The organism is Streptomyces brasiliensis, from assembly GCF_014647875.1.
In the GTDB taxonomy this organism is placed as follows: domain Bacteria; phylum Actinomycetota; class Actinomycetes; order Streptomycetales; family Streptomycetaceae; genus Streptomyces; species Streptomyces brasiliensis.
In genome coordinates this window covers 1-22,644 of record NZ_BMQA01000006.1, presented here as the reverse complement: position 1 = coordinate 22,644, position 22,644 = coordinate 1, and the positions used below count along the sequence as shown (strand labels likewise).

21 protein-coding genes, 1 other RNA gene and 3 pseudogenes are annotated in these 22,644 nt (G+C 72.2%); 15 read left to right on the top strand and 10 right to left on the bottom strand.

Going from position 1 to position 22,644, the window contains the following annotated elements:
• The first annotated feature begins 195 nt into the window (after positions 1–195).
• Positions 196–1,739, top strand: a pseudogene (locus IEZ19_RS52575) (alpha-L-arabinofuranosidase B).
• Here IEZ19_RS52575 and IEZ19_RS11210 read toward each other — a convergent pair.
• Genes IEZ19_RS11210 through IEZ19_RS11200 form a run of 3 tightly spaced genes read right to left on the bottom strand, consistent with a single transcriptional unit; the run spans position 1,717 to position 4,659 of the window.
• Positions 1,717–2,979, bottom strand: coding sequence for a sensor histidine kinase (locus tag IEZ19_RS11210; RefSeq protein WP_373296950.1), 1,263 nt, complete (start codon positions 2,977–2,979; stop codon positions 1,717–1,719). The pseudogene IEZ19_RS52575 and the gene IEZ19_RS11210 sit on opposite strands and share 23 nt — an antisense overlap.
• A 16-nt stretch (positions 2,980–2,995) precedes the next feature.
• Positions 2,996–3,712: an ABC transporter permease gene (locus tag IEZ19_RS11205; RefSeq protein ID WP_189310984.1), complete on the bottom strand. Its 717-nt coding sequence runs from the start codon at positions 3,710–3,712 to the stop codon at positions 2,996–2,998.
• Positions 3,712–4,659, bottom strand: coding sequence for an ABC transporter ATP-binding protein (locus IEZ19_RS11200; RefSeq protein WP_189310983.1), 948 nt, complete (start codon positions 4,657–4,659; stop codon positions 3,712–3,714). The genes IEZ19_RS11205 and IEZ19_RS11200 overlap by 1 nt, the downstream gene beginning before the upstream one ends.
• Before the next feature lie 286 nt (positions 4,660–4,945).
• Here IEZ19_RS11200 and chsH3 point away from each other — a divergent pair, with 286 nt between their 5' ends.
• Both chsH3 and IEZ19_RS11190 read left to right on the top strand, forming a co-directional pair.
• A complete protein-coding gene (chsH3, locus tag IEZ19_RS11195) occupies positions 4,946–5,806 on the top strand; it encodes an enoyl-CoA hydratase ChsH3 (RefSeq protein ID WP_189310982.1) in 861 nt (286 codons plus the stop codon).
• Positions 5,807–5,821: 15 nt separating this feature from the next.
• A pseudogene (locus IEZ19_RS11190) lies at positions 5,822–5,992 on the top strand (short chain dehydrogenase); the annotation flags it as partial.
• A 64-nt stretch (positions 5,993–6,056) separates the two neighbouring features.
• On the opposite strand, the gene IEZ19_RS11185 reads toward IEZ19_RS11190, so the two are convergent.
• Together IEZ19_RS11185 and IEZ19_RS11180 are read right to left on the bottom strand one after the other, a co-directional pair.
• Positions 6,057–6,209, bottom strand: a complete 153-nt coding sequence (locus tag IEZ19_RS11185) for a hypothetical protein (RefSeq protein WP_189310981.1) — start codon at positions 6,207–6,209, stop codon at positions 6,057–6,059.
• A gap of 96 nt (positions 6,210–6,305) precedes the next feature.
• The gene (locus IEZ19_RS11180) at positions 6,306–7,625 is read right to left on the bottom strand and encodes a hypothetical protein (protein ID WP_189310980.1); all 1,320 of its coding nucleotides are present in this window, start codon (positions 7,623–7,625) and stop codon (positions 6,306–6,308) included.
• Between the two features lie 199 nt (positions 7,626–7,824).
• Between IEZ19_RS11180 and IEZ19_RS11175 the strand changes: the two genes are divergently transcribed.
• From IEZ19_RS11175 to IEZ19_RS53025, 4 genes are all read left to right on the top strand, one after another.
• Positions 7,825–8,679: a Nif3-like dinuclear metal center hexameric protein gene (locus tag IEZ19_RS11175; RefSeq protein ID WP_189310979.1), complete on the top strand. Its 855-nt coding sequence runs from the start codon at positions 7,825–7,827 to the stop codon at positions 8,677–8,679.
• Entirely contained in the window at positions 8,676–9,419 is a 744-nt protein-coding gene (locus IEZ19_RS11170; RefSeq protein WP_189311256.1) for a zinc ribbon domain-containing protein, read from the top strand. Before IEZ19_RS11175 ends, IEZ19_RS11170 begins: the two co-directional genes overlap by 4 nt.
• 28 nt (positions 9,420–9,447) lie before the next feature.
• Positions 9,448–10,692, top strand: a complete 1,245-nt coding sequence (locus tag IEZ19_RS11165; protein ID WP_189310978.1) for a bifunctional RNase H/acid phosphatase — start codon at positions 9,448–9,450, stop codon at positions 10,690–10,692.
• 196 nt (positions 10,693–10,888) lie between these two features.
• Positions 10,889–11,137, top strand: a complete 249-nt coding sequence (locus IEZ19_RS53025; RefSeq protein ID WP_308428955.1) for a hypothetical protein — start codon at positions 10,889–10,891, stop codon at positions 11,135–11,137.
• Here the strand turns inward: IEZ19_RS53025 and eda are convergent.
• Complete coding sequence (gene eda / locus IEZ19_RS11155; protein WP_189310977.1) at positions 11,124–11,750, bottom strand: bifunctional 4-hydroxy-2-oxoglutarate aldolase/2-dehydro-3-deoxy-phosphogluconate aldolase; 627 nt, start codon at positions 11,748–11,750, stop codon at positions 11,124–11,126. The two genes, IEZ19_RS53025 and eda, sit on opposite strands and share 14 nt — an antisense overlap.
• Before the next feature lie 76 nt (positions 11,751–11,826).
• Positions 11,827–12,609 (bottom strand): peroxide stress protein YaaA, encoded by a 783-nt coding sequence (gene yaaA / locus IEZ19_RS11150; protein WP_189311255.1) that lies wholly within the window; start codon positions 12,607–12,609, stop codon positions 11,827–11,829.
• Between the two features lie 148 nt (positions 12,610–12,757).
• Between yaaA and IEZ19_RS11145 the strand changes: the two genes are divergently transcribed.
• From IEZ19_RS11145 to IEZ19_RS11125, 5 genes and pseudogenes are all read left to right on the top strand, one after another.
• Positions 12,758–14,194 carry an RNB domain-containing ribonuclease gene (locus IEZ19_RS11145; RefSeq protein WP_189310976.1) on the top strand — a complete coding sequence of 479 codons (1,437 nt, stop codon included), beginning with the start codon at positions 12,758–12,760 and terminating at the stop codon, positions 14,192–14,194.
• 158 nt (positions 14,195–14,352) lie between these two features.
• The gene (locus tag IEZ19_RS11140) at positions 14,353–15,177 is read left to right on the top strand and encodes an AraC family transcriptional regulator (protein ID WP_189310975.1); all 825 of its coding nucleotides are present in this window, start codon (positions 14,353–14,355) and stop codon (positions 15,175–15,177) included.
• A 19-nt stretch (positions 15,178–15,196) separates the two neighbouring features.
• Positions 15,197–15,979 (top strand): annotated as a pseudogene (locus tag IEZ19_RS53425) (DMT family transporter); the annotation flags it as partial.
• A gap of 115 nt (positions 15,980–16,094) precedes the next feature.
• Positions 16,095–16,497, top strand: an RNA gene (rnpB, locus tag IEZ19_RS11130) — RNase P RNA component class A.
• A gap of 140 nt (positions 16,498–16,637) precedes the next feature.
• Positions 16,638–17,771 (top strand): lipid II:glycine glycyltransferase FemX, encoded by a 1,134-nt coding sequence (locus IEZ19_RS11125; protein WP_189310974.1) that lies wholly within the window; start codon positions 16,638–16,640, stop codon positions 17,769–17,771.
• A 27-nt stretch (positions 17,772–17,798) separates the two neighbouring features.
• Here IEZ19_RS11125 and IEZ19_RS11120 read toward each other — a convergent pair whose 3' ends face one another.
• Together IEZ19_RS11120 and IEZ19_RS11115 are read right to left on the bottom strand one after the other, a co-directional pair.
• On the bottom strand, positions 17,799–18,146 hold the full coding sequence (locus IEZ19_RS11120; protein ID WP_189310973.1) for a MazG-like family protein: 348 nt from the start codon (positions 18,144–18,146) through the stop codon (positions 17,799–17,801).
• A 23-nt stretch (positions 18,147–18,169) separates the two neighbouring features.
• The gene (locus IEZ19_RS11115; protein WP_189310972.1) at positions 18,170–18,715 is read right to left on the bottom strand and encodes a DoxX family protein; all 546 of its coding nucleotides are present in this window, start codon (positions 18,713–18,715) and stop codon (positions 18,170–18,172) included.
• Between the two features lie 142 nt (positions 18,716–18,857).
• Here IEZ19_RS11115 and IEZ19_RS11110 point away from each other — a divergent pair, with 142 nt between their 5' ends.
• The 3 genes from IEZ19_RS11110 (at position 18,858) to IEZ19_RS11100 (ending at position 21,525) form a co-directional block, all read left to right on the top strand.
• Positions 18,858–19,184 carry a nuclear transport factor 2-like protein gene (locus tag IEZ19_RS11110; RefSeq protein WP_189310971.1) on the top strand — a complete coding sequence of 109 codons (327 nt, stop codon included), beginning with the start codon at positions 18,858–18,860 and terminating at the stop codon, positions 19,182–19,184.
• A 58-nt stretch (positions 19,185–19,242) separates the two neighbouring features.
• Positions 19,243–20,244, top strand: coding sequence for an aldo/keto reductase (locus tag IEZ19_RS11105; protein ID WP_189310970.1), 1,002 nt, complete (start codon positions 19,243–19,245; stop codon positions 20,242–20,244).
• Between the two features lie 108 nt (positions 20,245–20,352).
• Complete coding sequence (locus IEZ19_RS11100; RefSeq protein ID WP_189310969.1) at positions 20,353–21,525, top strand: D-alanyl-D-alanine carboxypeptidase family protein; 1,173 nt, start codon at positions 20,353–20,355, stop codon at positions 21,523–21,525.
• Between the two features lie 291 nt (positions 21,526–21,816).
• Here the strand turns inward: IEZ19_RS11100 and IEZ19_RS11095 are convergent, their stop codons facing one another.
• On the bottom strand, positions 21,817–22,575 hold the full coding sequence (locus tag IEZ19_RS11095; protein ID WP_189310968.1) for an SDR family oxidoreductase: 759 nt from the start codon (positions 22,573–22,575) through the stop codon (positions 21,817–21,819).
• Positions 22,576–22,644: the final 69 nt, after the last annotated feature.

The window sequence follows — 22,644 nt, the reverse complement described above, 5'->3', positions numbered from 1 at the left end:
CAAAGAATCGGCATTGTCCGGTCCATGGGGTTGACGCCCGACGGGGGCGCAAAACAATCGCCTCTGCGTTTCCGGTAATTGTTCGGAATTACGACTCCGAACGGGTTCGGCATTTCGATCGAACCATGTTCGGGATATCGGACAGGCCTGTCGGCCAGACCCGCACAGTCCTCCGAGCAACCGAAGAGGTGCACCTTGTCACGACACCCCGTCCGCCGCCTGAGAAGGGCCGTCCTCGGCGCGCTCGCGACCGTCGCCGCCCTCGTCGTCGGCCTCGGTGCACCGCAGGCCGCCGCCGCGAGTTCGCTGCCCTGCGACGTCTACGGCGCCACGGGCACCCCTGCGTCGCCGCGCACGGTCTCGTCCGCGCGCTGTACGCCTCGTACAACGGCCCGCTCTGCCAGGTGCAGCGAGCCTCGGACAACGCCACGACCAACGTCGGACTGCTGACCGCGGGCGGCTGTGCCGACGTAGCCGCGCAGGACTCCTTCTGTTCCGGTACGACCTGCATCATCACCAGGATCTACGACCAGTCGGCCCGCCACAACGGCCTCACCGTCGAGGGCGCCGGCGGCCGGGGCGGCCGATGTCGACGAGCCCGCGGACGCGCTGCCGGTGACCGTCAACGGTCACCAGGTCTACGGCCTGGAGATATCCGCCGGGATGGGCTACCGCTCCAACTCGACCTCGGGCGCCGCCGTGAACGGGCAGGCCGAGGGGATGTACATGGTGACCTCCGGCACCCACGTCGACAACCGCTGCTGCTTCGGCTACGGCAACGCCGAGACCAACGACATCGACACCGGCAACGGCCACCTGGACGCGATCAATTTCGGCGCCGAGTGCTGGTTCTCGCCGTGCTACGGGCAGGGGCCGTGAGTGCAGGCCGACCTGGAGAACGGGCTGTTCCAGTCGGACGCCGGATACAGCAAGAACACGTCCAACGCCGGAACCGGACCGCTGCCGTTCGTGACCGCGCTGCTGAAGAACAACGGGCAGAACCACTTCGCTCTGAAATACGGCAATGCGCAATCCGGCGGACTCACGACCACCTATTCCGGAGGCGAACCCACTGCCGGCGGCTACTCGCCGATGCACCAGGAGGGCGCCATCGTCCTGGGCACCGGCGGTGACAACAGCAGCGGCTCGATCGGGTCCTTCTTCGAGGGCGTGATGACCTCCGGCATTCCGACCGATGCCGCCGCCGACGCCGTCCAGGCCGACATCGTGTCCGTCGGGGACGGCGGGCCGACCGGCAGCACCGGATCACTTAACCCGGGCTCGGAGATTTCGCTGCGCGCGACGACGTCCTGCTGCACACCGACTACGTCCGCCACCAGAACGACGCGGCCCTCATCTTCCCGGTGACGTCGGGCAGTCCGGTCCTGGACAAGAACGACGCCACCTGGATCGTGCGCCGGGGACCCGCGAGCAGCTCCTGCGTCTCCTTCGAGTCGCGCAACTACCCGGGCGACCTCCTGCGGCACTACGACTACCGGCTCCACCGGCAGCCCATGGACGGCACCGCCCAGTTCCGGGCCGACGCCACCTTCTGTCCGCAGACCGGGAAGAGCGGCACGGGCACGTCGTTCGCCTCCTACAACTACCCGACCCGCCATCTGCGCCACTACAACCTGAACCTCTGCACAGCGAGCAACGGGGGCTCGAACGCCTGGGACAGCGCGACCTCCTGGGCCGGCGACGTGAGCTGGGCGGTCACCTCGCCCTGGGCGCCGTAGCCAGGACGATGTCCGGCAACTCCGCTGGTTCGACGGGGAGTTCGGCCTTGACCGTGAAACCGCCGCGCGGCGACGGGCCGGCCCGCAGGGAGCCGCCCGCCGTCGCGAGGCGCTCGGTCAGCCCCTTGAGACCAGTGCCGCCGATGCCCTGCCGGGGCTGGGTGACCTTCGCGCCGGTGCCGTTGTCCGTGACCGTGAGCCGTACACGCTCGGCTGCCGAGTCGACGGTGATCTCGCAGCGGCTGGCGTCGCTGTGCCGGACGACATTGGTGACGGCCTCGCGGACCACCCAGCCCAGCAGGGCCTCCGTCTGCGGGGCGAGCGGGGTGCCGGACTGCCGCACCACCGGCTCCACGCTCGCCGCGGACAGGGCCGAGTCGGCACGGGCCAGCTCCGTGGCCAGGCTGCCCTCGCGGTAGCCGGTCACCGCCTCGCGGATCTCGGTCAGCGCCTGCCGGCCGACGGACTCGATGTCGCCGATCTGCGCCAGCGCGGCGTCCGTGTCGCGCGGGGCCAGCCGGCGGGCCGCCTCGGACTTCACCACGATCACCGAGAGGGTGTGGCCGAGCAGGTCGTGCAGATCGCGGGAGAAGCGCAGGCGCTCCTTCTCGACCGCGCGGCGGGCCAGCTCCTCGCGGGCGGCGCGCAGCTCCCGTACGGCCTCGGAGAGGGAGAGGATCGCGGCGGTCACCATCGTCGCCAGGAACGTGCTGTACGCGATGTTCACCGCGTCCCACCCCTCCCGCACCCCGGAGACACCGCCCGCGAGAGCGCTCAGCGCCAGTCCGGTCCGGCCCAGGTGCGGCCCGCGCAGGATCGCGCCGACCGCGAGTCCGAGCAGGGGGAAGAACAGCAGCCAGTTGCCGCCGTAACCGATGGCCAGAACACAGGTCACCAGGGCCATCAGCAGCAGCGCCACCCGGGTGGAGATTTCCGCGCGCTTGTGCGGGTCGAAGGCGCGGAACACGACGTAGATGTACAGCGAGTTGAAGGTGAGCAGGCCCAGGCCACCGACCCACGGGTTGGGGGTCTGCCCCTGGAGGAGGTTGGAGAGACAACCGAGGCCCATCAGCAGCCAGGGCAGCAGCGCGAACCCGGTGGGCGGGGGACCCGGGTGCACCTCCCCGTCCTTCCAGGCGTCCTTCTGCGCGGCCTTGTACCGCCCCATTTCCTCGCGCCACTCGGACCGCGCCGACTGCCACTCGTTCATCTGGCACGAGACCCTGCTCCACCACGGCATGTTCCGCTCCCCCCGGTCAGATGTTCTCGGCGCTGCGGCGGTACGACAGGACAGCGTACGAACCGAACGCCAGCAGCCAGGCCGCCAGCACGAGCATCGCACCGGGCGCCGGGGAGTGTCCGTCGGCGACCGAGGTGCCGAGCTGGGCGAAGCGGTTGGTGGGGGTGTACGCGGACAGGGAGCGCAGCCAGTCCGGGAACAGTGTGATGGGGAACCACAGGCCGCCCACCACCGCCAGACCCAGGTTGCACACCATGTTCGCCACACCCGTGGCCGGGCCGGTCAGCCGGTAGCCGTTGCCGAGGCCGAGCAGCGTGAAGGGGATCGAGCCGAGCCACAGCAGCAGCGTGATCACGGCCCACTGCCAGGCCGCGAGCCGTACGCCGTTCACCAGGCCGCCCGCCGCGAGCACCGCCACGATCGCCGGCAACACCGTCACCGCGCCGGTCAGCGCCCGGCCGGTGACCACCTGGCGCGGGGTCATCGGCGTCACCCTGAGCTGACGCAGCCAGCCGACCGCCCGGTCCTCGGCGACCGCACCGCCGGTGTTCAGCGCCGAGCCGACCGCGCCGTACGCCGCCATGCCGACCATGGAGGCGGTCTTCCAGGCGCCGTCGTTCTCGCCGATGTTGGTGAACAGGAGGTACATCATGACCGGCATCGCGATCCCGCCGATCACGAACCCCGTGTCGCGCAGGGTGCGGCGTACTTCGAGGCGCAGATAGTCGGACATCACACCAGCTCCACTTTGGAAGGGCGGGAGGTTTCGGAGGGAGGGGAGGTTTCGGTGGGACGGGAGGTGAGGGCCAGGAACGCGTCGTCCAGGGAAGCGCGGACGACCTCCAGACCGCGGATCGCGCCCAGCCCGGCCAGGGCGATCACCGTCGCGTCGGAGTCGTCCGTGCGCAGCCGGGCCCGGCCGCCGAGCACCTCGACCGACCGTACGCCGGGCAGCAGGGCCAGGCCGTCGGTGCCCTGTCCGGCCAGGTCGAAGGAGACCAGGTTGCCGCCCGCCGCGCGGCGCAGCTCCTCGCCCGTGCCGTCCGCGACGATCCGGCCGCGGTCGACGACCACGATCCGGTCGGCGTGGGCGTCGGCCTCCTCCAGATAGTGCGTGGAGAACAGTACGGTGTGGCCGCGGTGCGCGTAGGCCCGCATCGAGTCCCAGAACGCGTGCCGTGCCTCCACGTCCAGGGCCGCGGTCGGCTCGTCCAGGACCAGCAGCGCCGGGTTCCCGGCGAGCGCGACGGCGAACCGCACCCGCTGGAGCTGCCCGCCCGACAGCCGGTCCACCCGGCGCCCCGTCAGCTCGGCGATCCCGGCCAGCTCCAGTGCCTGCGCCACGGGCAGCGGGGCCGGATAGCGGGAGGCCACGAAGCTGACCAGCTCGCCGACGGTGACCCGGGGGACCGCGCGCGCCTCCTGGAGCATGGCGCCGACCCGGCCCGCGCGCACGGACCGTTCCGGGGGCGCGCCGAAGAGTGCGACGGTGCCGGTATCCGGCTCGAGCAGGCCGAGCAGCAGCGCGATCGTGGTCGACTTCCCGGCGCCGTTGCGGCCCAGCAGGGCGACAGTCTCGCCGCGTGCGATCTCCAGATCGATGCCGTCGACGGCGCGGACCTCGCCGTACGTCTTGACCGCCCCCGTGAAGGACACGGCGGTGTTCTCCGTCTGTGTCATGGCTATGACGATACGGACGCGGGTGCCGAGTCCGGCAGATGCGGTTGTCCGGACTCGGGCAGTACAAATGTCACGGTCGGCTGTATCTGACATCTCGTCAGGAGCCTTCACAAGTGCCGGACGTTCGGCTATACAGGGGGCGCCGGACTGGAACGCGTTCTAGGCCGGCCCGTGGCGACCTCGGTGCGGTCGACGGTGCGGACGGCCGCGCCGGGGTCTCGAAGCCGCCCGCGGGCAGCCGTCAATGTGCGGGACCCCTTGTTCCGCCGCCCACGTCAGGAGCCGTATGCCCATCGACGCAGCCAAGGCCCTCGCCGCCGAACCCCGGACGAGGGACGTCGCCTGGGACCACAAGGACGTCCAGCTCTACCACCTCGGCATCGGCGCCGGCCGCCCGGCCACCGACCCCGACGAGCTGCGCTACACCCTGGAGTCCCGGCTGCACGTCCTGCCGAGCTTCGCCACCGTCGCGGGCGGCGGCAAACCCGGCGTGATCAGCGGTCTGTCCATGCCCGGCATCGACGTCGACCTCGCCAAGGTCCTGCACGGCGGCCAGTCGCTGACGATCCACCGCCCCATCCCGGTCCGGGGCACCGCGACCGCGACCGGCCGTATCGCCGCCGTGTACGACAAGGGCAAGGCGGCGGTTCTGGTCATGCGCACCGAAGTCGCCGACGCCGACGGCCCGTTGTGGACCAACGACGCGCAGATCTTTGTACGCGGAGAAGGCGGCTGGGGCGGCGACCGCGGGCCCTCCGCCCGCCTCGACCCGCCCTCCGGCGAGCCCGACCGGATCGTCGAGCGTGCCGTCCGTGAGGACCAGGCCCTGCTCTACCGGCTCTCCGGCGACTACAACCCGCTGCACGCGGACCCCGAGTTCGCGGGGCTCGCCGGGTTCGACCGGCCCATCCTGCACGGCCTGTGCACCTACGGCATCACGCTCAAGGCCGTCGTCGACACGCTGCTCGGCGGAGACGTGACCCGGGTGCGGTCGTACACCACACGGTTCGCCGGGGTCGTGTATCCGGGGGAGACCCTGCGCATCCGCATGTGGCGCCCGGCGAGCGGCGGGGTGCGGGTCGCCGTGAGCGCTGTCGAGCGCGAGGACGCGCCCGTCCTCGCCGACACCGTCGTCGAACACACCTGAGCACAGTCTTCGAGGGGCGGCATGGTCGCGATCGTCGAACGGCCGCGGGTCGGCGCGAAGTTCGACAGCAAGCAGGACACCTTCAACTACGACGAACTCGACGAGCTGCTCACCCCCCACTATGCGGACCGGCCGGCGGGGGAGACGTTCGCGGCGGCGGAGGTGCTGGGGCTCGAACGCCGGTGACCGTGGTGCCGGTGACACCAGAAGGGGGCCACCCGTGCGGATGGCCCCCTTCCTCTCGTACTGTTCAGGCAGCCGACTCGGCCTGCTCCGGCTTGCGGTGGCGGCCGTGCGTTGCCGCGTCGGCGTCCTGGCCCGAGACCGGGCCCCGGTGCTTGCCGTGACCGTCGGGCTCCTGAGAGCCGGCGGACAGCGGCTGCGTGGTGCTGGTGTCGCTCATCGGAAGTATTCACCCCGTCAACATGATCTTTCTTACAGCCGGGTGAGTTTAACCGGCACACCTCGGGCCGAATCCAGGCGGGCACGCCGACCGCCACTAGTTCGTTACAAGACGTCCCAGAGGTGCCTCCCGGAGCGGCACAGGACGGGACACAACCGGCCCGGCGGAGTCCGGTTCGCCCCCTTCCGGTTCGGCGTCCTGCGGTTCCGCGCCGCCCGATCGAGAGGCGCCCGAGCCCGCGGCTGCCGGCGGGGAGGCCTCCGATCGGGAGCCCCTCGGTCGTGAGCCCGCCGGTCCGGATCCTCCCGGCCGTGGGCCCGGCAGAGTGGGGCCCTCCGGTTCCGAGGCTCCCGCCCCCGCCGCGCCCGCCGAGAATTCCGATGGCTCCGGTGCCCGTGGCACCACCAGCGCTGCCACGCCGCACGGCACCTCCGCCGTGGCGTACGGCAGGCGCAGCACCTCGTCCGCCGTCCACAGCCCCGTCCCCGTGAGCCAGCCCTCCGGCGCCGGAAGGTGATGCACATGCCGCTCGGACGGGCGCCACATCCCCACCCAGCTGCCGAACGCCCCGTCGACGCGCAGCGCCACCATGCAGTGCTCCGGCGTCAGCACCTGCCCCGGCTGGATCGCGAACGGCGTCACCGCGCACTCCGCAATCCGCAGGCTCTCCGGGAAGCGCACCGGCAGCATGCTGCCCAGGACACCCCAGCCCAGTCGTTCCTGTCCGGGTGAGGGCGCGTCCGAGCGGATGAGCAGCAGGCCGCTGTCCGGGTCGGCGAGCAGCAGCCGGTCATCGCTGTCCGGCGCGATCTGCAGCAACGGGGACACCTCGCCACCGCACCCGAGGTCCACCACGACCGCCTTGGTGCGTCCGCCCACCTCCCGGTCCAGGGCCAGCATGCGCCCCGCCCGGTCCAGCCAGACCCCACCCGAGCAGCGCCCGGGGATCTCCGCCAGCTGCTCCGGCCCGAAGGTGCCGCCCGCCACGAGCCACACCGCGGTGGAGCGCGGGCCGACCGCGAGGGCGTACGCGCAGGCGCCCCCCGGCGCCGGCGGCAGCAGCCGCAGCCGGGTCGCGGGGTCCGGGCACCCGACCGCGCCCAGCGGCAGCTCGCCGGTGCCGGGGCCGGTCGGGTACAGCAGCGAGAAGGCGTGCCGTCCGTCCACCAGGCGGTGGATCAGGACGCGTCCGTCGCCCATCGGCTGCACCTCGGTGCCGGGCTCCTCGGGCTGGTTGCCAGGGAGCGGCACGGCGTACGGCTCGGGGCCGTCCAGGGTCCAGCGCTCCGGGAAACAGGAGCCCTCGTCCAGCGCGAGGCGTGCGGCGTAGGCGCCGTCCGCCGTGATGGTGCAGCCCGCTTCCGGCATTCCGTCTTCCTCACCGGCAGCCGAGGTCTCGATCGCACACGCCGTCATGGTTCGGTCACCTCCGGCGACGAACCTAGTTTTCGCACGCACAGACGTGGGAACGGCGAGCGGCCGTTTCACCCGCAAGGGTGGCCACGCGGCGGTTCGCCTGAGGAGACGGGGACGGATGTGCTGCGCGCGGACCCACCGGTCCCTTCCGGCACGGAGCCGGTACATCCCCGCAGAACAGGCAGGTAGCCTTTTCCCCGTGCCCCGTCTGTCTGAAGTCATCGCCGAGCTGGAAGCCCTGTGGCCCGCCGAGCGGGCCGAGTCCTGGGACGCGGTCGGCACGGTCGTCGGTGACCCCGACCAGGAGGTCACCCGGGTCCTGTTCGCCGTGGACCCGGTGCGGGACGTCGTCGACGAGGCGGTGAAGCTGGGCGCCGACCTGCTGGTCACCCACCACCCGCTCTATCTGCGCGGGACGACGACGGTCGCGGCGTCCACCTTCAAGGGCCGCGTCGTGCACACGCTGATCAAGAACGACATAGCGCTGCACGTCGCCCACACCAACGCCGACACGGCCGACCCGGGCGTCAGTGACGCGCTGGCCGGGGCGCTGGACCTGCGGGTCGTACGGCCCCTCGTACCGGACCCCACCGATCCGGAGGGCCGCCGCGGCCTCGGCCGGGTCTGCGAGCTCGACCACCCGCTCACCGTCCGCGAACTCGCCACCCGCGCCGCCGAGCGGCTGCCCGCCACCGCGCAGGGCATCCGGGTCGCCGGCGACCCGGAAGCGGTCGTCCGCACGGTCGCGGTCAGCGGCGGTTCCGGCGACAGCCTCTTCGACCAGGTCCGGGCGGCCGGCGTGGACGCCTTCCTCACCGCGGACCTGCGCCACCACCCGGCCTCCGAGGCCGTACTCCACAGTCCGATCGCGCTGCTCGACGCGGCGCACTGGGCCACCGAATGGCCCTGGTGCGAGCTGGCCGCATCCCAGCTCGACGAGATCTCCGACCGGCACGGATGGGACCTGCGCGTCCACGTCTCGAAAACGGTCACCGACCCCTGGACCGCCCACGCGGCGTCCAACCCGACGCACACCCCTGGAGCCCCCAACTGAACGCCGCGCCCGCCGACCAGATCCGACTCCTCGACGTCCAGAACCTCGATGTACGCCTGCAGCAACTGGCGCACAAGCGGAAGTCCCTGCCGGAGCACGCCGAGATCGAGTCGCTGACCAAGGACGCCACCCAGCTGCGCGACCTCCTCGTGGCCGCGCAGACGGAGGAGAGCGACTGCGCCCGCGAGCAGACCAAGGCCGAGCAGGACGTGGACCAGGTGCGCCAGCGCGCCGCCCGCGACCAGCAGCGCCTCGACTCCGGCGCCGTCACCTCCCCGAAGGACCTGGAGAACCTCCAGCACGAGATCGTCTCCCTCGCCAAGCGGCAGGGCGACCTCGAGGACGTCGTCCTGGAGGTCATGGAGCGCCGCGAGGCCGCGCAGGAACGTGTCGGCGAGCTGACCGAACGGGTCGCCTCGGTGCAGGCGAAGATCGACGACGCGAACGGCCGCCGGGACGCCGCGTACGAGGAGATCGACCGCGAGGTGGCCTCGGTCACCAAGGAGCGCGAGGTCGTCGCCGGGGCCGTCCCCGCGGACCTGCTGAAGCTGTACGACAAGCTGCGCGAGCAGCAGGGCGGCATCGGCGCGGCCAGGCTGTACCAGCGCACCTGCCAGGGCTGCCGCCAGGAGCTGGCCATCACCGACATCAACGAGATCCGCGCGGCGGCGCCCGACACGGTGGTCCGCTGCGAGAACTGCCGCCGCATCCTGGTGCGTACGGCCGAGTCGGGTCTGTAGAGGCTTCGGGACGTAAGGGGTGCGCGGCGTGCGGGAGTTCATCGTCGAGGCGGACGGCGGTTCGCGGGGCAACCCGGGGCCCGCGGGCTACGGCTCCGTGGTGCTCGACGCGGCGTCGGGGGACGTCCTCGTGGAGGCCGCCGAGTATCTGGGCGTTGTGACGAACAACGTCGCCGAGTACCGGGGCCTGATCGCCGGCCTGCGCGCGGCGTACGGCCTCGACCCGTCGGCGACGGTCCATGTCCGCATGGACTCCAAGCTCGTCGTCGAGCAGATGTCGGGCCGCTGGAAGATCAAGCACCCCGACCTGAAGCCGCTGGCGACCGAGGCGAGCCGGATCTTCCCGCCCGAGCGCGTGACCTGGGAGTGGATCCCGCGCGAGCGCAACAAGCACGCGGACCGACTGGCCAACGAGGCGATGGACGCCGGCCGCAGGGGCGAACAGTGGTCGGCGGCGGACTCGACGGCGGCCCTGGACCCGGCGGCCCGAGCGTCCGCACCGGCCACGAAGGCGACCGAAGCCGGGCACGGTGGCGCCGACGTACGTGCCGCGCGTTCCCTCGCCGAGGGCGCCGCCAAGCCCGCAGCCACCACCGGTGCCGCCGAGTCCGCCACGACCACCGGCTGGTCCGCCTCCGCCGACCTCGGAGCGCCCGCCACCTTCGTGCTGTTGCGGCACGGTGAGACCCCGTTGACGCCGCAGAAGCGGTTCTCCGGCAGCGGTGGCACCGATCCGGCCCTCTCCGGCATCGGGCGGGAGCAGGCCGAGCGGGTCGCGGCGGCGCTGGCCCGGCGCGGCACCATCCAGGACATCGTCGCCTCGCCGCTGGCCCGCACCCGGGAGACCGCCGCCATCGTCGCCGCCCGTCTCGGCCTCGACGTGACGATAGACGAGGGGCTGCGCGAGACGGACTTCGGGGCCTGGGAAGGGCTCACCTTCGCCGAAGTGCGCGAGCGCCACCCGGACGATCTGAACGCCTGGCTCGCCGACCCCGAGGCCGAACCGACCGGCGGCGAGAGCTTCGCGGCGACCGCCATCCGGATCGCCGCCACCCGGGACAAGCTGGTCGCGGCGTACGCGGGCCGTACGGTCCTGCTCGTCACGCATGTCACCCCGATCAAGACGTTCGTCCGCCTCGCCCTCGGCGCCCCGCCCGAGTCCCTGTTCCGCATGGAGCTGTCGGCGGCCTCGCTGTCGGCGGTGGCCTACTTCGCGGACGGCAACGCGAGCGTGCGGCTCCTCAACGACACCTCACATCTGCGCGCGCTCTGAGGATGCGCGCACTGTCCGCGTCCGCCGGCAGGAACGCCTCCAGGTGCAGCTCGGCTGGGGGTCCCCCCTGCTCGAGCGAAGCCGAGAGCTCGGGGGAGTGACGTCGACGGCCGTGGCGAACGACGTCAGTGTGGTCAGCAGCCGCAACTCGCCCTCCGCGCACCGCAGTCGGAGCGGCACGGCGAATCCGAGGTAGTTGTCGTCGGGAGTGTGGGGCGGTACGTACCCGGAGAGTTCCGCGGTCAGCGCGTCCAGTTCCGGATCCGGGCTGCGCACGGCCCGCGCCCGCAGGTTCTCCACGATGTGCCGCCCCCACGCCGCCAGGTTCACCACTCGCGGTGCCATCCCGCGCGGATGCGGCTTCGGTCCCGAGGAGGTGCGGGCGGCCTATCGCTCCTACGAGAGCGGCGCGGCCTTCGGCAAGGTCGTCATCAGGATCGCCTGAGCTCCGCCGCCTCCCGGGCCAGCGTCTCGACCCGCGTCCAGTCGCGGGCCGCCACGGCATCCGCCGGAAGCATCCAAGTACCGCCCACGCAGCCGACGTTGGGGAGGGACAGGTAATCCGGGGCGTTCGCCGGTCCGATGCCCCCGGTGGGACAGAACCGGGCCTGCGGGAGCGGACCCGCGAGCGACTTCAGATACGCCGTGCCGCCGGCCGCCTGCGCCGGGAAGAACTTCATCTCCCGCACCCCGCGCTCGAGGAGCGCCATCACCTCCGACGTGGTCGACACCCCCGGCAGGAACGGCACCCCGGACTCCCGCATCGCTTCCAGCAGTACGTCCGTCCAGCCGGGGCTCACCAGGAAGCGCGCCCCGGCGGCGACACAGTCGCCCACCTGCCCCGTCGTCAGGACCGTACCGGCGCCGACCACCGCGTCCGGGACCTCGGCGGCGACGGCGCGGATCGCGGCGAGCGCGGCGGGGGTGCGCAGCGTGACCTCGATGGCGGGCAGCCCGCCCGCGACCAGCGCCCGCGCGAGCGGTACGGCGTCGGCGGCGTCCTCGATCACGACGACGGGCACGACGGGCGCGAGAGCCAGCACAGAGGAGGTGGGCATGCCGCACATCCTCCACGGCGGAAGCAGCATACGCAAAGGTCATTGCGCATGCTGCAACGATGCTCGAGCGGAGGCCCTAGCGAACCTCGTCCACCAGTACGTCCAACGACCACGGCTGCCCCGCCCGGGCGGGCGCCTGCGCCTCCACGACGTACCCGAGGTCCCGCAGCGCCTCGACCAGCCGGGCCGGATCCTTGGGCGCTGACCCCGACGACAGCAGGCTGCGCACGATCCGTCCCTTCGTCGCCTTGTTGAAGTGGCTGACGACCTTGCGGGTCGGTGCGTGCAGCACCCGCACGGTCGCGGTCCGCCCGGCGACCTCGCCCTTCGGCTTCCAGGCCGCCGCGTAAGCGGAGGAGCGCAGGTCGAGGACGAGTCCGTCACCCGCCGCCTCCGGGAGAGCGTCGGCCATGGGCGCACGCCAGTGCGTGCCCAGCGCGCCCAGACCGGGCAGCTTCACGCCCATCGAGCAGCGGTAGGAGGGGATGCGGTCCGTCAGGCGCACCGCGCCCCACAGCCCGGAGAACACCAGCAGCGACCGCGCCGCGCGCCGCTTGGCGGCCGGGTCGAGGGAGGCCAGGTCGAGCGCGTCGTACAGAACGCCTGTGTAGATCTCCCCGGCGGGCCGTGCGCCTGCCGTGCGCAGCCCGGCGTTCTTCGTGACCTCGCCCCGCAGACCCTCGCTCAGCCCGAGCGCCTCGCGCGCCTTCTCCTCGTCGCCCGCGCACAGCTCGACCAGCTCGTCGAGGACGGCCCCGCGGGCGGTGGTCAGCCCGGGCAGCGCCAGCGACTCGAGCCGGATCGGGGCGCCACGACCGGAGGACGCCTTGCCTTCGGAGGGCGGCAGCAGGACAAGCAACACGAACTCCTTCTCTAGACCTCCGCGCCAGCGTACGGCGTACGGCACCCGGGCCTCGGCCGCGGTACACGGCTTGCGCCCGCTCCGAGTGCGAGGACCGCCCCGCACACGAGGTGCCTCCCACCCGCCCCGGTCCTACGCTCGCTGTATGCCCCGCCGCCACATTCGCGTGACCGGTGCCCCCGAGGCCCCGCTCCGGGCCGCGCTCGCCGCGCTGCGTGTCGAACTCGGTGTGCCCGAGACATTTTCGGCCGACGTGCTCACGGAGGCCGAGCGAGCGGCGAAGGCGCCCGTCCTGCCGTCCTGCGACGCCACGGACATCCCCTTCTTCACCCTCGACCCGCCCACCTCCATGGACCTCGACCAGGCGATGCACCTGTCCCGGCACGGCGGCGGCTACCGCGTGCGCTACGCCATCGCCGACGTCGCCGCCTTCGTCGTACCCGGCGGAGCGCTCGACGCGGAGGCCCACCGGCGGGTGACCACCCTCTACTTCCCCGACGAACGCGTCCCGCTCCACCCGACCCTCCTCAGCGAGGGCGCCGCCAGTCTGCTCCCCGGCCGGACCCGCCCGGCCGTCGTGTGGACCGTCGACCTCGACGTCGACGGACGCACCCGGGCCGTCGACGTCCGCCGCGCCCTCGTCCGCAGCCGGGCCAAGCTCGACTACGCGGGCGTCCAGAAGCAGATCGACACCGGCACCGCCGAGGAACCGGTCGCGCTGCTCGAACAGGTCGGCGAGGCCCGCGAGCGGCGGGAGGCCGAGCGCGGCGGGATCTCGCTCAACGTGCCCGAGCAGGAGATCGTGGAGGTCGACCACACCTACCGGCTGACCTACCGCGCCACGCTTCCCGCCGACCGCTGGAACGCCCAGGTCTCCCTGCTCGCAGGCCTCGCGGCGGCGGAGCTGATGCTGGCCCACGGCACGGGCGTTCTGCGCACCCTCCCGGCCGCCCCGGACGGGGCGGTGGCCCGTCTGCGCCGCACGGCCGTCGCCCTGCACATCGACTGGCCGCACCACGTGTCGTACGCGGCACTGATCCGCTCCCTCGATCCGCACCGCCCGGAGCACGCGGCCTTCCTCCAGGAGTGCACGACCCTGCTGCGCGGCGCCGGCTACACGGTCTTCCGGGACGGCGCCCTGCCGACGATCACCACACACGCCGCCGTCGCCGCGCCGTACGCCCACTGCACTGCCCCGCTGCGCCGCCTCGCCGACCGCTACGCCGCCGAGATCTGCCTGGCGGCGGCCGCAGGGCAGACCCCGCCCGGCTGGGTGCTCGCCGGGCTCGACGCACTGCCCAAGCAGATGGCCGACGGCTCCCGACGCGCGGGCACGGTCGAGCGGGAGAGCGTCGACATCGTCGAGGCGGCCCTGCTCAAGGACCGGGTCGGGGAGGTGTTCGACGGGTGCGTGGTGGAGGTGGAGCGACGCCAACCCACCCACGGAACGGTGCAGTTGGTGTCCCCGGCGGTCATCGGCCACATCCGGGCCACCGACCCCCTCCCCCTCGGCGAACGTCTCCGCGTCCGACTCGCCCAGGCCGACCCGGGCACGACGAAGATCCTGTTCGAACCGGTGTGAGAACGGCCGCGCCTTCGGCCACGGACCGTGCGCCGCCCCGCACCGCCCCTCGTGCGCGCCGGTGGCGGCGGCCCGGACCCGGACCTGTGGACCTGGCCGGGGCATGGAAGCGGGTCCTGAAGGCGTTGTGTGTCACGGAGCATACGAGGGGGCGTGGAATGGCCGAGCAGGCACGGTGGACCCGGGCGCGGATGGGGACGTGCGGGCCCCCGTTCGACCTGCTGACCGCCCGTTTCCAGCGGCACGTCTACGCCCCGCACGCGCACGAGGAGTTCACCATCGGCGTCTGCGTCGGCGGCTCCGAGGTCATCGACTACCGCGGCGGCCACATCCGTACGGGCCCCGGCTCGATCGTCGTCCTGGCCCCCGGCGAGATGCACACCGGCGGCCCCGCCACCCCCACCGACGGCTACGCCTACCGCGCCCTGTACGCCGACCCCGCCCTGCTCGCCGGTGGCACCCTCGGCGGCGTCCCGCACTTCCGTGAACCCCTCCTCGACGACACCGAACTGGCCGCCGCCTTCCGGCTCGCGCACACCGAACTGAGCACCTGCCCCGACCCCCTGGAGGCCGAGTCCCGCCTCCCCTGGCTGCTGACCGCCCTGGCCCGCCGCCACTCCACGGCGAGCGCCGCGTCCGACAGGATCCCGGATGCGGCCGCGATCGCCCTCCGCGTGCGCGACCGCCTGGCCGACGATCTGATCACGCCACCCACCCTGGCCTCCCTCGCGGCGGATCTGGGCCTGTCCCGCTACCAACTCCTGCGAGCCTTCCGTACGACGATGGGGATACCCCCCTACGCCTGGCTCGCCCAGTACCGGGTGACCCGGGCACGCGGCCTGCTGGAGGCCGGGCTGCGCCCCGCCGAGGTGGCCGGGCTCGTGGGCTTCGCCGACCAGGCGCACCTCACGCGCTGGTTCCGGCGGGTGCTCGGGGTGACCCCGGCGGCGTACCGCAACAGCGTTCAAGACAGCCGGTGGTGAGGGGACCGAGACTCGCCGCATGACTGCACGCGGCTGGTTCCTGTTCTCCCTGATGGGAGTGGTCTGGGGCATCCCCTATCTGATGATCAAGGTGGCGGTGGAGGCCCCTCTCTCCCCGTCCATGGTGGTGTTCACGCGCTGTGCCCTGGGCGCCGCGCTCCTGATCCCCTTCGCGATACGCGGCGGCGGCCTGATCCGGACCGTCCGGACCCATTGGCTGCCCATGCTGGCCTTCGCGTGCATCGAGATCATCGGCCCGTGGTTCACGCTCACCGACGCCGAGCGCCACCTGTCCAGTTCTACGGCGGGCCTGCTGATCGCAGGCGTACCGATCGTCGGTGTCGTCCTGGCCCGCTTCTTCGGCGACACGGAACGGCTGGGCGCACGACGGGTGACGGGCCTCGCCCTCGGCCTGGCGGGCGTGGGCGTCCTCACCGTCCCGCACCTCACCGGGGGCGACGCGCGCTCACTGGCGGAGGTCTTCCTGACGGTGCTGGGGTACGCGACCGCGCCCCTGATCGCGGCACGGTGGCTGAAGGAGGTACCGACGCTACAGCTGACGGCGCCCTGTCTGGCGCTGGCGGCCCTGGTCTACGCCCCGGCCGCGGCAGCCACCTGGCCGGCGGAGGTGCCGGCCGCGTCGGTCCTGACCGCCCTCATCGGCCTGGGCGTGATCTGCACGGCGCTCGCCTTCGTCGCCTTCCTGGAACTGATCAAGGAGGCGGGCCCGACCCGCGCGACGGTCTTCACGTACGTCAACCCGGCGGTGGCGGTGGCGGCGGGGGCCCTCTTCCTGGACGAGCCCTTCACTCTCGCCATCGCGGTCGCCTTCACCCTGATCCTGGCTGGCTCGGTCCTGGCGACAGCCGCCGGTCCTGACAAAGGCACACGCCCGGTAACATGGTCGACACGGCAGACGAGCCGGGCGGACGGCCGCGTGGAGTCCCCCTAGGGGGCTTCCCGAGGAACGTCCGGGCTCCACAGGGCAGGGTGATGGCCAACAGCCACCCGGGGTGACCCGCGGGACAGTGCCACAGAAAACAGACCGCCGGGGACCTCGGTCCCCGGTAAGGGTGAAACGGTGGTGTAAGAGACCACCAGTGCCCAGGGTGACCTGGGCAGCTAGGTAAACCCCACCCGGAGCAAGGTCAAAAGGAAACACCCCGGTGTTTCTGCGCGGACGTTCGAGGGCTGCCCGCCCGAGTCCGCGGGTAGACCGCACGAGGCCGACGGCAACGCCGGCCCTAGATGGATGGCCGTCGCCCCGGGCTCCGCGAGGAACCCGGGGAACAGAACCCGGCGTACAGCCCGACTCGTCTGCCTCCCGGTGCCCGGCATCCGGTACATCGCACTCGTCGTTCCGCCGGTTGCCCTGCGCACCGTCCATACTCCGGCGGATCCCGTCGTCCCCGACGCGCCTCCGCGATCAAGTCCAGGCGTGGAGTGCGACCATGCCGGGCATGAGCGATCAGAAGTACACGGTGAAGCGCATCAGCCGGGAGCAGCATCTGGACTTCGTCACCGCCCGTCCGTCCGTCAGCCATATGCAGGTCCCCTCCTGGGCCGCCGTGAAGCCGGACTGGCGGGCCGAGAGTCTGGGGTGGTTCCGGGAGCGGGACGGGGCGCTCGTCGGGGCCGGGCTCGTGCTGCTGCGGCCCTTGCCCAAGCTCAAGCGGTATCTCGCCTATCTGCCCGAGGGGCCGGTCATCGACTGGAGTGCGCCGGATCTGGAGGCCTGGCTCGTGCCCATGACCGCGTACCTCAAGCGCCTGGGCGCCTTCTCCGTCAAGATGGGGCCGCCCGTCGTGGCCCGGCGCTGGGACGCCGAGCGGGTCAAGGCCGCGATCGCCGATCCGGGTGCCGGGCGGCTGCGGGACACCGAGGCCACCGTGCGCGAACCGCCTGCCGTCGACGTCGCCGACCGGCTGCGCCGCATGGGCTGGCAGCAGGCCGAGCCGGGCGGTGAGGACGGCTTCGCCGCCGGGCAGCCGCGGTACGTCTTCCAGGTGCCGTTGGCCGGCCGGACGCTGGAGGACGTGCAGCGCGGCTTCAACCAGCAGTGGCGGCGCAACGTCAAGAAGGCCGAGAAGGCCGGCGTGACGGTCGACCGCGGCGGTTACGACGACCTCGCCGAATTCCACCGCATCTATCTCGAGACCGCCGAGCGCGACCGGTTCATCGCCCGCCCCCTCGCCTACTTCCAGCGCATGTGGACCGCGCTGAACGCCGAGGATCCCGACCGGATGCGGCTCTATCTCGCCCGCCACGGCGGCGAGCTGCTCGCCGCCGCCACCATGCTCACCGTCGGCGAGCACGTCTGGTACTCCTACGGCGCCTCCACCAGCCGCAAGCGTGAAGTGCAGCCGAACAACGCGCTGCAGTGGCGCATGCTGTGCGACGCCCACGCGCTCGGCGCCGCCGTCTACGACCTGCGCGGCATCACGGACACCCTGGACGAGGACAACCACCTGCTGGGCCTGCTGCGCTTCAAGGTCGGCACCGGCGGCGAGGCCGTCGAGTACCTGGGGGAGTGGGACTTCCCGCTCAACCGCGTCCTGCACAAGGCCCTCGACCTCTACATGGCCCGCCGCTGACCGTCAGCGGTGCGCGACCGTCACGATTCATGCTCGTCCCAGCGACCGCTCCGTGACCCTCGTCAGGTGCCGCGTGAACACCTCACGTACGTCGGGCGTCAGCGTCCGCAGCGCCACCAGTGCCGTGATCACCACGTCGCACAACTCGGCCTGCACGTCCTCCCACTCGTGCGTGACGCCCTTGCGCGGGTTCTGGCCGGTCGCCCCGATCACCGCCTGGGCGACCTCGCCGACCTCCTCCGAGAGCTTCAGCACGCGCAGCAGGACGGCCTCCGGATCACCCTGGCGCCGGTTCTCCTCCAGCCAGGCCCACAGCTCGTCGATCGAGGTCCAGAGGTCCGCCGGTGCCGTCGTGCGCGCGTCCTGATCAGTCATGCACGCAGACTGCCACCCCGGCGCTACTCCTCGAACAGCGACTCCTGCTCACCCTCCGTCCGCCTCCGTACCCGCTGGTTGCGCGCCCCCACCACCACCGCTGTGACCGCCGCCGTCATCCCCAGCGCCGCCGGGACCATCCAGCCGCGGTCGAACACATGGCCGAGGCAGTGGTCGAGGGAGAGGCGCCCGGGGCCGGCGACCGCGAGACCGGTGGCGGCGAGGCCGAGGGTGGCCGCGTGTTCGTAGCCGCCCTCCTGGGCGAAGAAGCCGTTGGGCGCGTGCACCGCCGCCGCGCCCGTCATGGCGCCGGCCGCCGCCGCGCCCGCCGCCGGCGTCGCCAGGCCCAGCGCGAGCAGCGTGCCGCCGCCCATCTCGGCGAGCCCCGCCGCCGTGGCGCTGGCCCGGCCGGGCGTATAGCCGACGGACTCCATGAACTGGCCGGTCCCCTTGATGCCGTGCCCGCCGAACCAGCCGAGCAGCTTCTGCGCGCCGTGCGCGGCCAGCACCCCGCCGGTACTCAGTCGGAGCAGCAACAGCCCCAGATCACGTCGGTCGTAACACGTCACGGCGACTCCCCATGCGGTCGGGTCGACGGCAGGACCACGGATCCCGCCCAGGTGTCCACCGTCGCACCGGTGCCACCTGTGCAGCCCGTCCGGGCCGCCGTTCGGGTGGCGGAGCCGCGGACGCGGTGTGAGTCTGGCTGGCATGACGATTCAGACTGCCAAGCTCAGCGATCCGTCCGTCCGGGCCTTCGTCACCGCCGTCAACGCCCATGACCGCGAGGGCTTCCTGTCCCTCCTCGCGCCGGGCGCGACCATGGCGGACGACGGGTCCGACCGGGACCTCGACGAGTGGATCGACCGGGAGATCTTCTCCTCCCACGGTCACATGGAGGTCGACAACGAGTCCCACGGCGGTCGTGCGCTGGTGGCCCGCTACCGCAACGACACCTGGGGCGAGATGCGGACCACGTGGTCCTTCACCGTCGAGGACGACGGGCGCATCTCCCGCTTCGAGACCGGGCAGGCCTGACAGTTCGCAGCCGCCGGGGGTTGCCCTCGCGTGCGCTTCAACTCCTACCGTCCAGGTCATGGAGACCAACACCGGTACCACCACCAGGACACTGGGCCGCAGCGGCATCGAGGTCAGCGCCCTCGGCTTCGGCTGCTGGGCCATCGGCGGCGAGTGGCAGGCCGCCGACGGCCAGCCGCTCGGCTGGGGCAAGGTCGACGACGACGAGTCCGTACGGGCCGTGCACCGCGCCCTCGACCTCGGCGTCACCTTCTTCGACACCGCCGACACCTACGGCGCGGGGCACAGCGAGCGCGTCCTCGGCCGTGCCCTCGGCAAGCGCCGGGACGACGTCGTCGTGGCCACCAAGTGGGGCAACGTGTTCGACGAGGACACCCGCACCCTGACCGGCAGCGACGACTCACCCGGGTACGCCCGCCGCGCGCTCACCGCCTCCCTGCGCCGCCTCGGCACCGACCACGTCGACCTCTACCAGTTCCACCTCTCCGACGGCGACCCCGGTCGCGCGGCCGAACTCCGCGACACCTGCGAGGAGTTCGTCGCCGAGGGGCTCGTGCGGGCCTACGCCTGGAGCACCGACGACCCCGACCGCGCCGCAGTCTTCGCGCAGGGCGCGCACTGTACGGCCGTACAGCACGCGCTGAACGTCCTCCAGGACGCACCCCGACTGCTCGCGCTGTGCGAGGAGCTGAACCTGGCGAGCGTCAACCGCAGCCCGCTGGCGATGGGTCTGCTCTCCGGCAGGCACACCGCCGGGCGGGTGCTGGAGGCCGGGGACATCCGCAACACGCCGCCCGCCTGGCTGCAGGGTTTCAATCGGGACGCAGGCGCCGACGAGGACTGGCTCGCCAGCGTCGAGGCGCTGCGGGACGTCCTCACCAGCGACGGCCGTACGCCCGCCCAGGGCGCCCTCGCCTGGCTGTGGGCGCGCAGCCCGCGCACCGTGCCGATCCCGGGGTTCCGCTCGGTCGCGCAGGCCGAGGAGAACGCGGGCGCCCTGGCGAAGGGGCCGCTCACCGCGGGGCAGCTGGCCGAGGTCGACAGGGTTCTCGGCAGGTGAACGCGAGCAAGAGCGGAAGGAATCGGATTTTCATAAGTCTGTAAATTCCTGGGCCGTAGAGGGTCTCGTGTCGGGAAACCCCTGGTGGGTGGCGTGTACGGTCCCGGAATGCGCGATTCCTCTCGGCTCACGCGGCGTGCCGCCCTCGGTCTTGCGGCCGCCGCCCTTCCCCTGTCCGCGGCCGCTCCGGTCTCCGCCGCCACGAGAGTCGTCGGCGGGGAGCGGCTGGCCCGTGACGGGATCCAGGTCCGGGGCGCCGGCGGGCTGCCCGGGACGCTCACGGCGCGCGCCTGGCTCGTCGCCGACGGCGCGAGCGGGGAGGTGCTGGCCGCGTACAACGCGCACCGGCGGCTCGCGCCGGCGTCCACGCTGAAGATGCTTTTCGCGGACACCCTGCTCGGGAAGTTCGCGCGCACCGAGCGACACCGGGTGACCGACGCCGACCTCGCCGACATTCCCGCCGGCTCCAGCCTGGTCGGGGTCAGGGCCGGGGTCACCTACAGCGTCGAACAGCTGTGGCAGGGCGTGTTCCTGCGCTCGGGGAACGACGCGGTGCACGTGCTCGCCCACATGAACGGCGGGGTCGCGAAGACGGTCGCCGAGATGCAGGCCAGGGCCCTGGATCTGCAGGCCCTGGACACCCATGTGGTCAGTCCCGACGGTTTCGACCACCCGGGCCAGCTGTCATCGGCGTACGACCTGACGCTGTTCGCCCGGCACGGGCTGAAGGACGACGACTTCCGCGCCTACTGCCACACGCGCGTCGCGGACTTCCCGGCGGGCGACGGGAAGACGTTCCAGATCCAGAACACCGACCGGCTGCTGACGGGGGCGTGGGGCCTGGGCGCGTACGAGGGCCTGATCGGGGTGAAGAACGGCTACACCAGCGACGCCGGCAACACCTTCACCGGCGCCGCAACTCGCGGCGGCCGCACCCTCCTGGCCACCGTGATGCATCCCACCCTCGGCAGCAACGCCGTCTACGAGGAGACCGCCGCGCTGCTCGACTGGGGCTTCGGCAGGGGGAGTTCGGCCCGACCGGTGGGCATGCTCGCCACTCCGCTGAGCGAGGGCGGCGCGAGCGCGAGCCCGACCCCCACGCGCACGCCGGGCCGCGCGGAGGCGGGCGCCGCGGCCCCGGTCGCGCAGGGCCCGTCGTCCTGGCGCCTGCTGGAGGGAGCCACGGGTGTGGTGGCGGTCCTGGGAGCGGGCGCGTTGGCCCTACGGCGACGCAGGGCGACGGAGGGCGGGGATGCCCGGAGGGGCAGACACCGGGGGTGAGCCGCGCAAAGCCGCCGCTCTTCTCACCACCGGACGGAAATGCGCGGCAGCCGTTCCACCCACCGGTGCGTACCCCGCGGTCCCTCGCGAGGTCCACCCCCAACCCGGTGCGGTGGAACGGCTGCCGACTCCCCCTCGGTGTGGTCCACGGAACTCGTGTGTCCCAACTGTGAAGCTCTCGTGTGGGAAAGTTGAGCATAAGGCCCCGACCGGCCGCAATGGTGCGGAGGTTTCAACTCCGTTTGTGCAAATTGACGAGTTGACGAATTCCGGCCCCTGTCGTGGGAGCGCTCAGCCCCGCCCCACGTACGGCATCACCGTCGCCAGCACCGTCGCGAACTGCACGTTCGCCTCCAGCGGCAGCTCGGCCATGTGCCGCACGGTGCGCGCCACGTCGGCGACGTCCATCACGGGCTCCGGCGCGAGCTGACCGTTGGCCTGCAGCGTGCCCGTCTGCATCCGGGCCGTCATGTCGGTGGCCGCGTTGCCGATGTCGATCTGCCCGACGGCGATGCGGTACGGCCGCCCGTCCAGCGACAGCGACTTGGTCAGGCCGGTCAGCGCGTGCTTGGTCGCCGTGTAGGCCGCCGAGTGGGGGCGCGGTGTGTGGGCGGAGATGGAGCCGTTGTTGATGATCCGGCCGCCCTGCGGGTCCTGCTCCTTCATCTCCCGGTACGCCGCCTGCGCGCACAGGAACGCCCCGTTGAGGTTGGTGTCCACCACGTGCCGCCAGGCGTCGTACGACAGTTCCTCGACCGGCACGCCGCGCGGCCCGGACGTGCCGGCGTTGTTGAACAGCAGGTCGACCCGCCCGAAGGCGTCCCGTGCGGCGGCGAAGAGCGCCGCCACGTCCTCCGGCCGCGCGACATCGGTGCGTACGGCGAGGGAGGCGGCCTCGGGCACCAGGGCCGCCGTCTCCTCCAGCGTCTCCGGGCGCCGTCCGGCCAGGGCCACCGACCAGCCGGCGCGCAGCAGTTCCACGGCGACCGCCCGCCCGATGCCGGAACCGGCGCCGGTCACCACCGCGATCCTCGATTGCTTGGCATTCATGGGCCGCAGCCTAGTAGGGCTTTGTTAGGTTCTGTGGTGGGGTTCGGGTGTGGGGGCGGGTTGGCCGCA

Coding starts and splice junctions, on each gene's coding strand:
- chsH3 (WP_189310982.1), top strand. CDS start 4,946: ATGCCCATCGACGCAGCCAAGGCCCTCGCCGCCGAACCCCGGACGAGG.
- IEZ19_RS11200 (WP_189310983.1), bottom strand. CDS start 4,659: ATGACACAGACGGAGAACACCGCCGTGTCCTTCACGGGGGCGGTCAAG.
- IEZ19_RS11180 (WP_189310980.1), bottom strand. CDS start 7,625: ATGACGGCGTGTGCGATCGAGACCTCGGCTGCCGGTGAGGAAGACGGA.
- IEZ19_RS11185 (WP_189310981.1), bottom strand. CDS start 6,209: ATGAGCGACACCAGCACCACGCAGCCGCTGTCCGCCGGCTCTCAGGAG.
- IEZ19_RS11145 (WP_189310976.1), top strand. CDS start 12,758: ATGCCCCGCCGCCACATTCGCGTGACCGGTGCCCCCGAGGCCCCGCTC.
- IEZ19_RS11140 (WP_189310975.1), top strand. CDS start 14,353: ATGGCCGAGCAGGCACGGTGGACCCGGGCGCGGATGGGGACGTGCGGG.
- eda (WP_189310977.1), bottom strand. CDS start 11,750: ATGCCCACCTCCTCTGTGCTGGCTCTCGCGCCCGTCGTGCCCGTCGTC.
- IEZ19_RS11120 (WP_189310973.1), bottom strand. CDS start 18,146: ATGACTGATCAGGACGCGCGCACGACGGCACCGGCGGACCTCTGGACC.
- IEZ19_RS11110 (WP_189310971.1), top strand. CDS start 18,858: ATGACGATTCAGACTGCCAAGCTCAGCGATCCGTCCGTCCGGGCCTTC.
- IEZ19_RS11100 (WP_189310969.1), top strand. CDS start 20,353: ATGCGCGATTCCTCTCGGCTCACGCGGCGTGCCGCCCTCGGTCTTGCG.
- IEZ19_RS11095 (WP_189310968.1), bottom strand. CDS start 22,575: ATGAATGCCAAGCAATCGAGGATCGCGGTGGTGACCGGCGCCGGTTCC.
- IEZ19_RS11210 (WP_373296950.1), bottom strand. CDS start 2,979: ATGCCGTGGTGGAGCAGGGTCTCGTGCCAGATGAACGAGTGGCAGTCG.
- IEZ19_RS11205 (WP_189310984.1), bottom strand. CDS start 3,712: ATGTCCGACTATCTGCGCCTCGAAGTACGCCGCACCCTGCGCGACACG.
- IEZ19_RS11105 (WP_189310970.1), top strand. CDS start 19,243: ATGGAGACCAACACCGGTACCACCACCAGGACACTGGGCCGCAGCGGC.
- IEZ19_RS11125 (WP_189310974.1), top strand. CDS start 16,638: ATGAGCGATCAGAAGTACACGGTGAAGCGCATCAGCCGGGAGCAGCAT.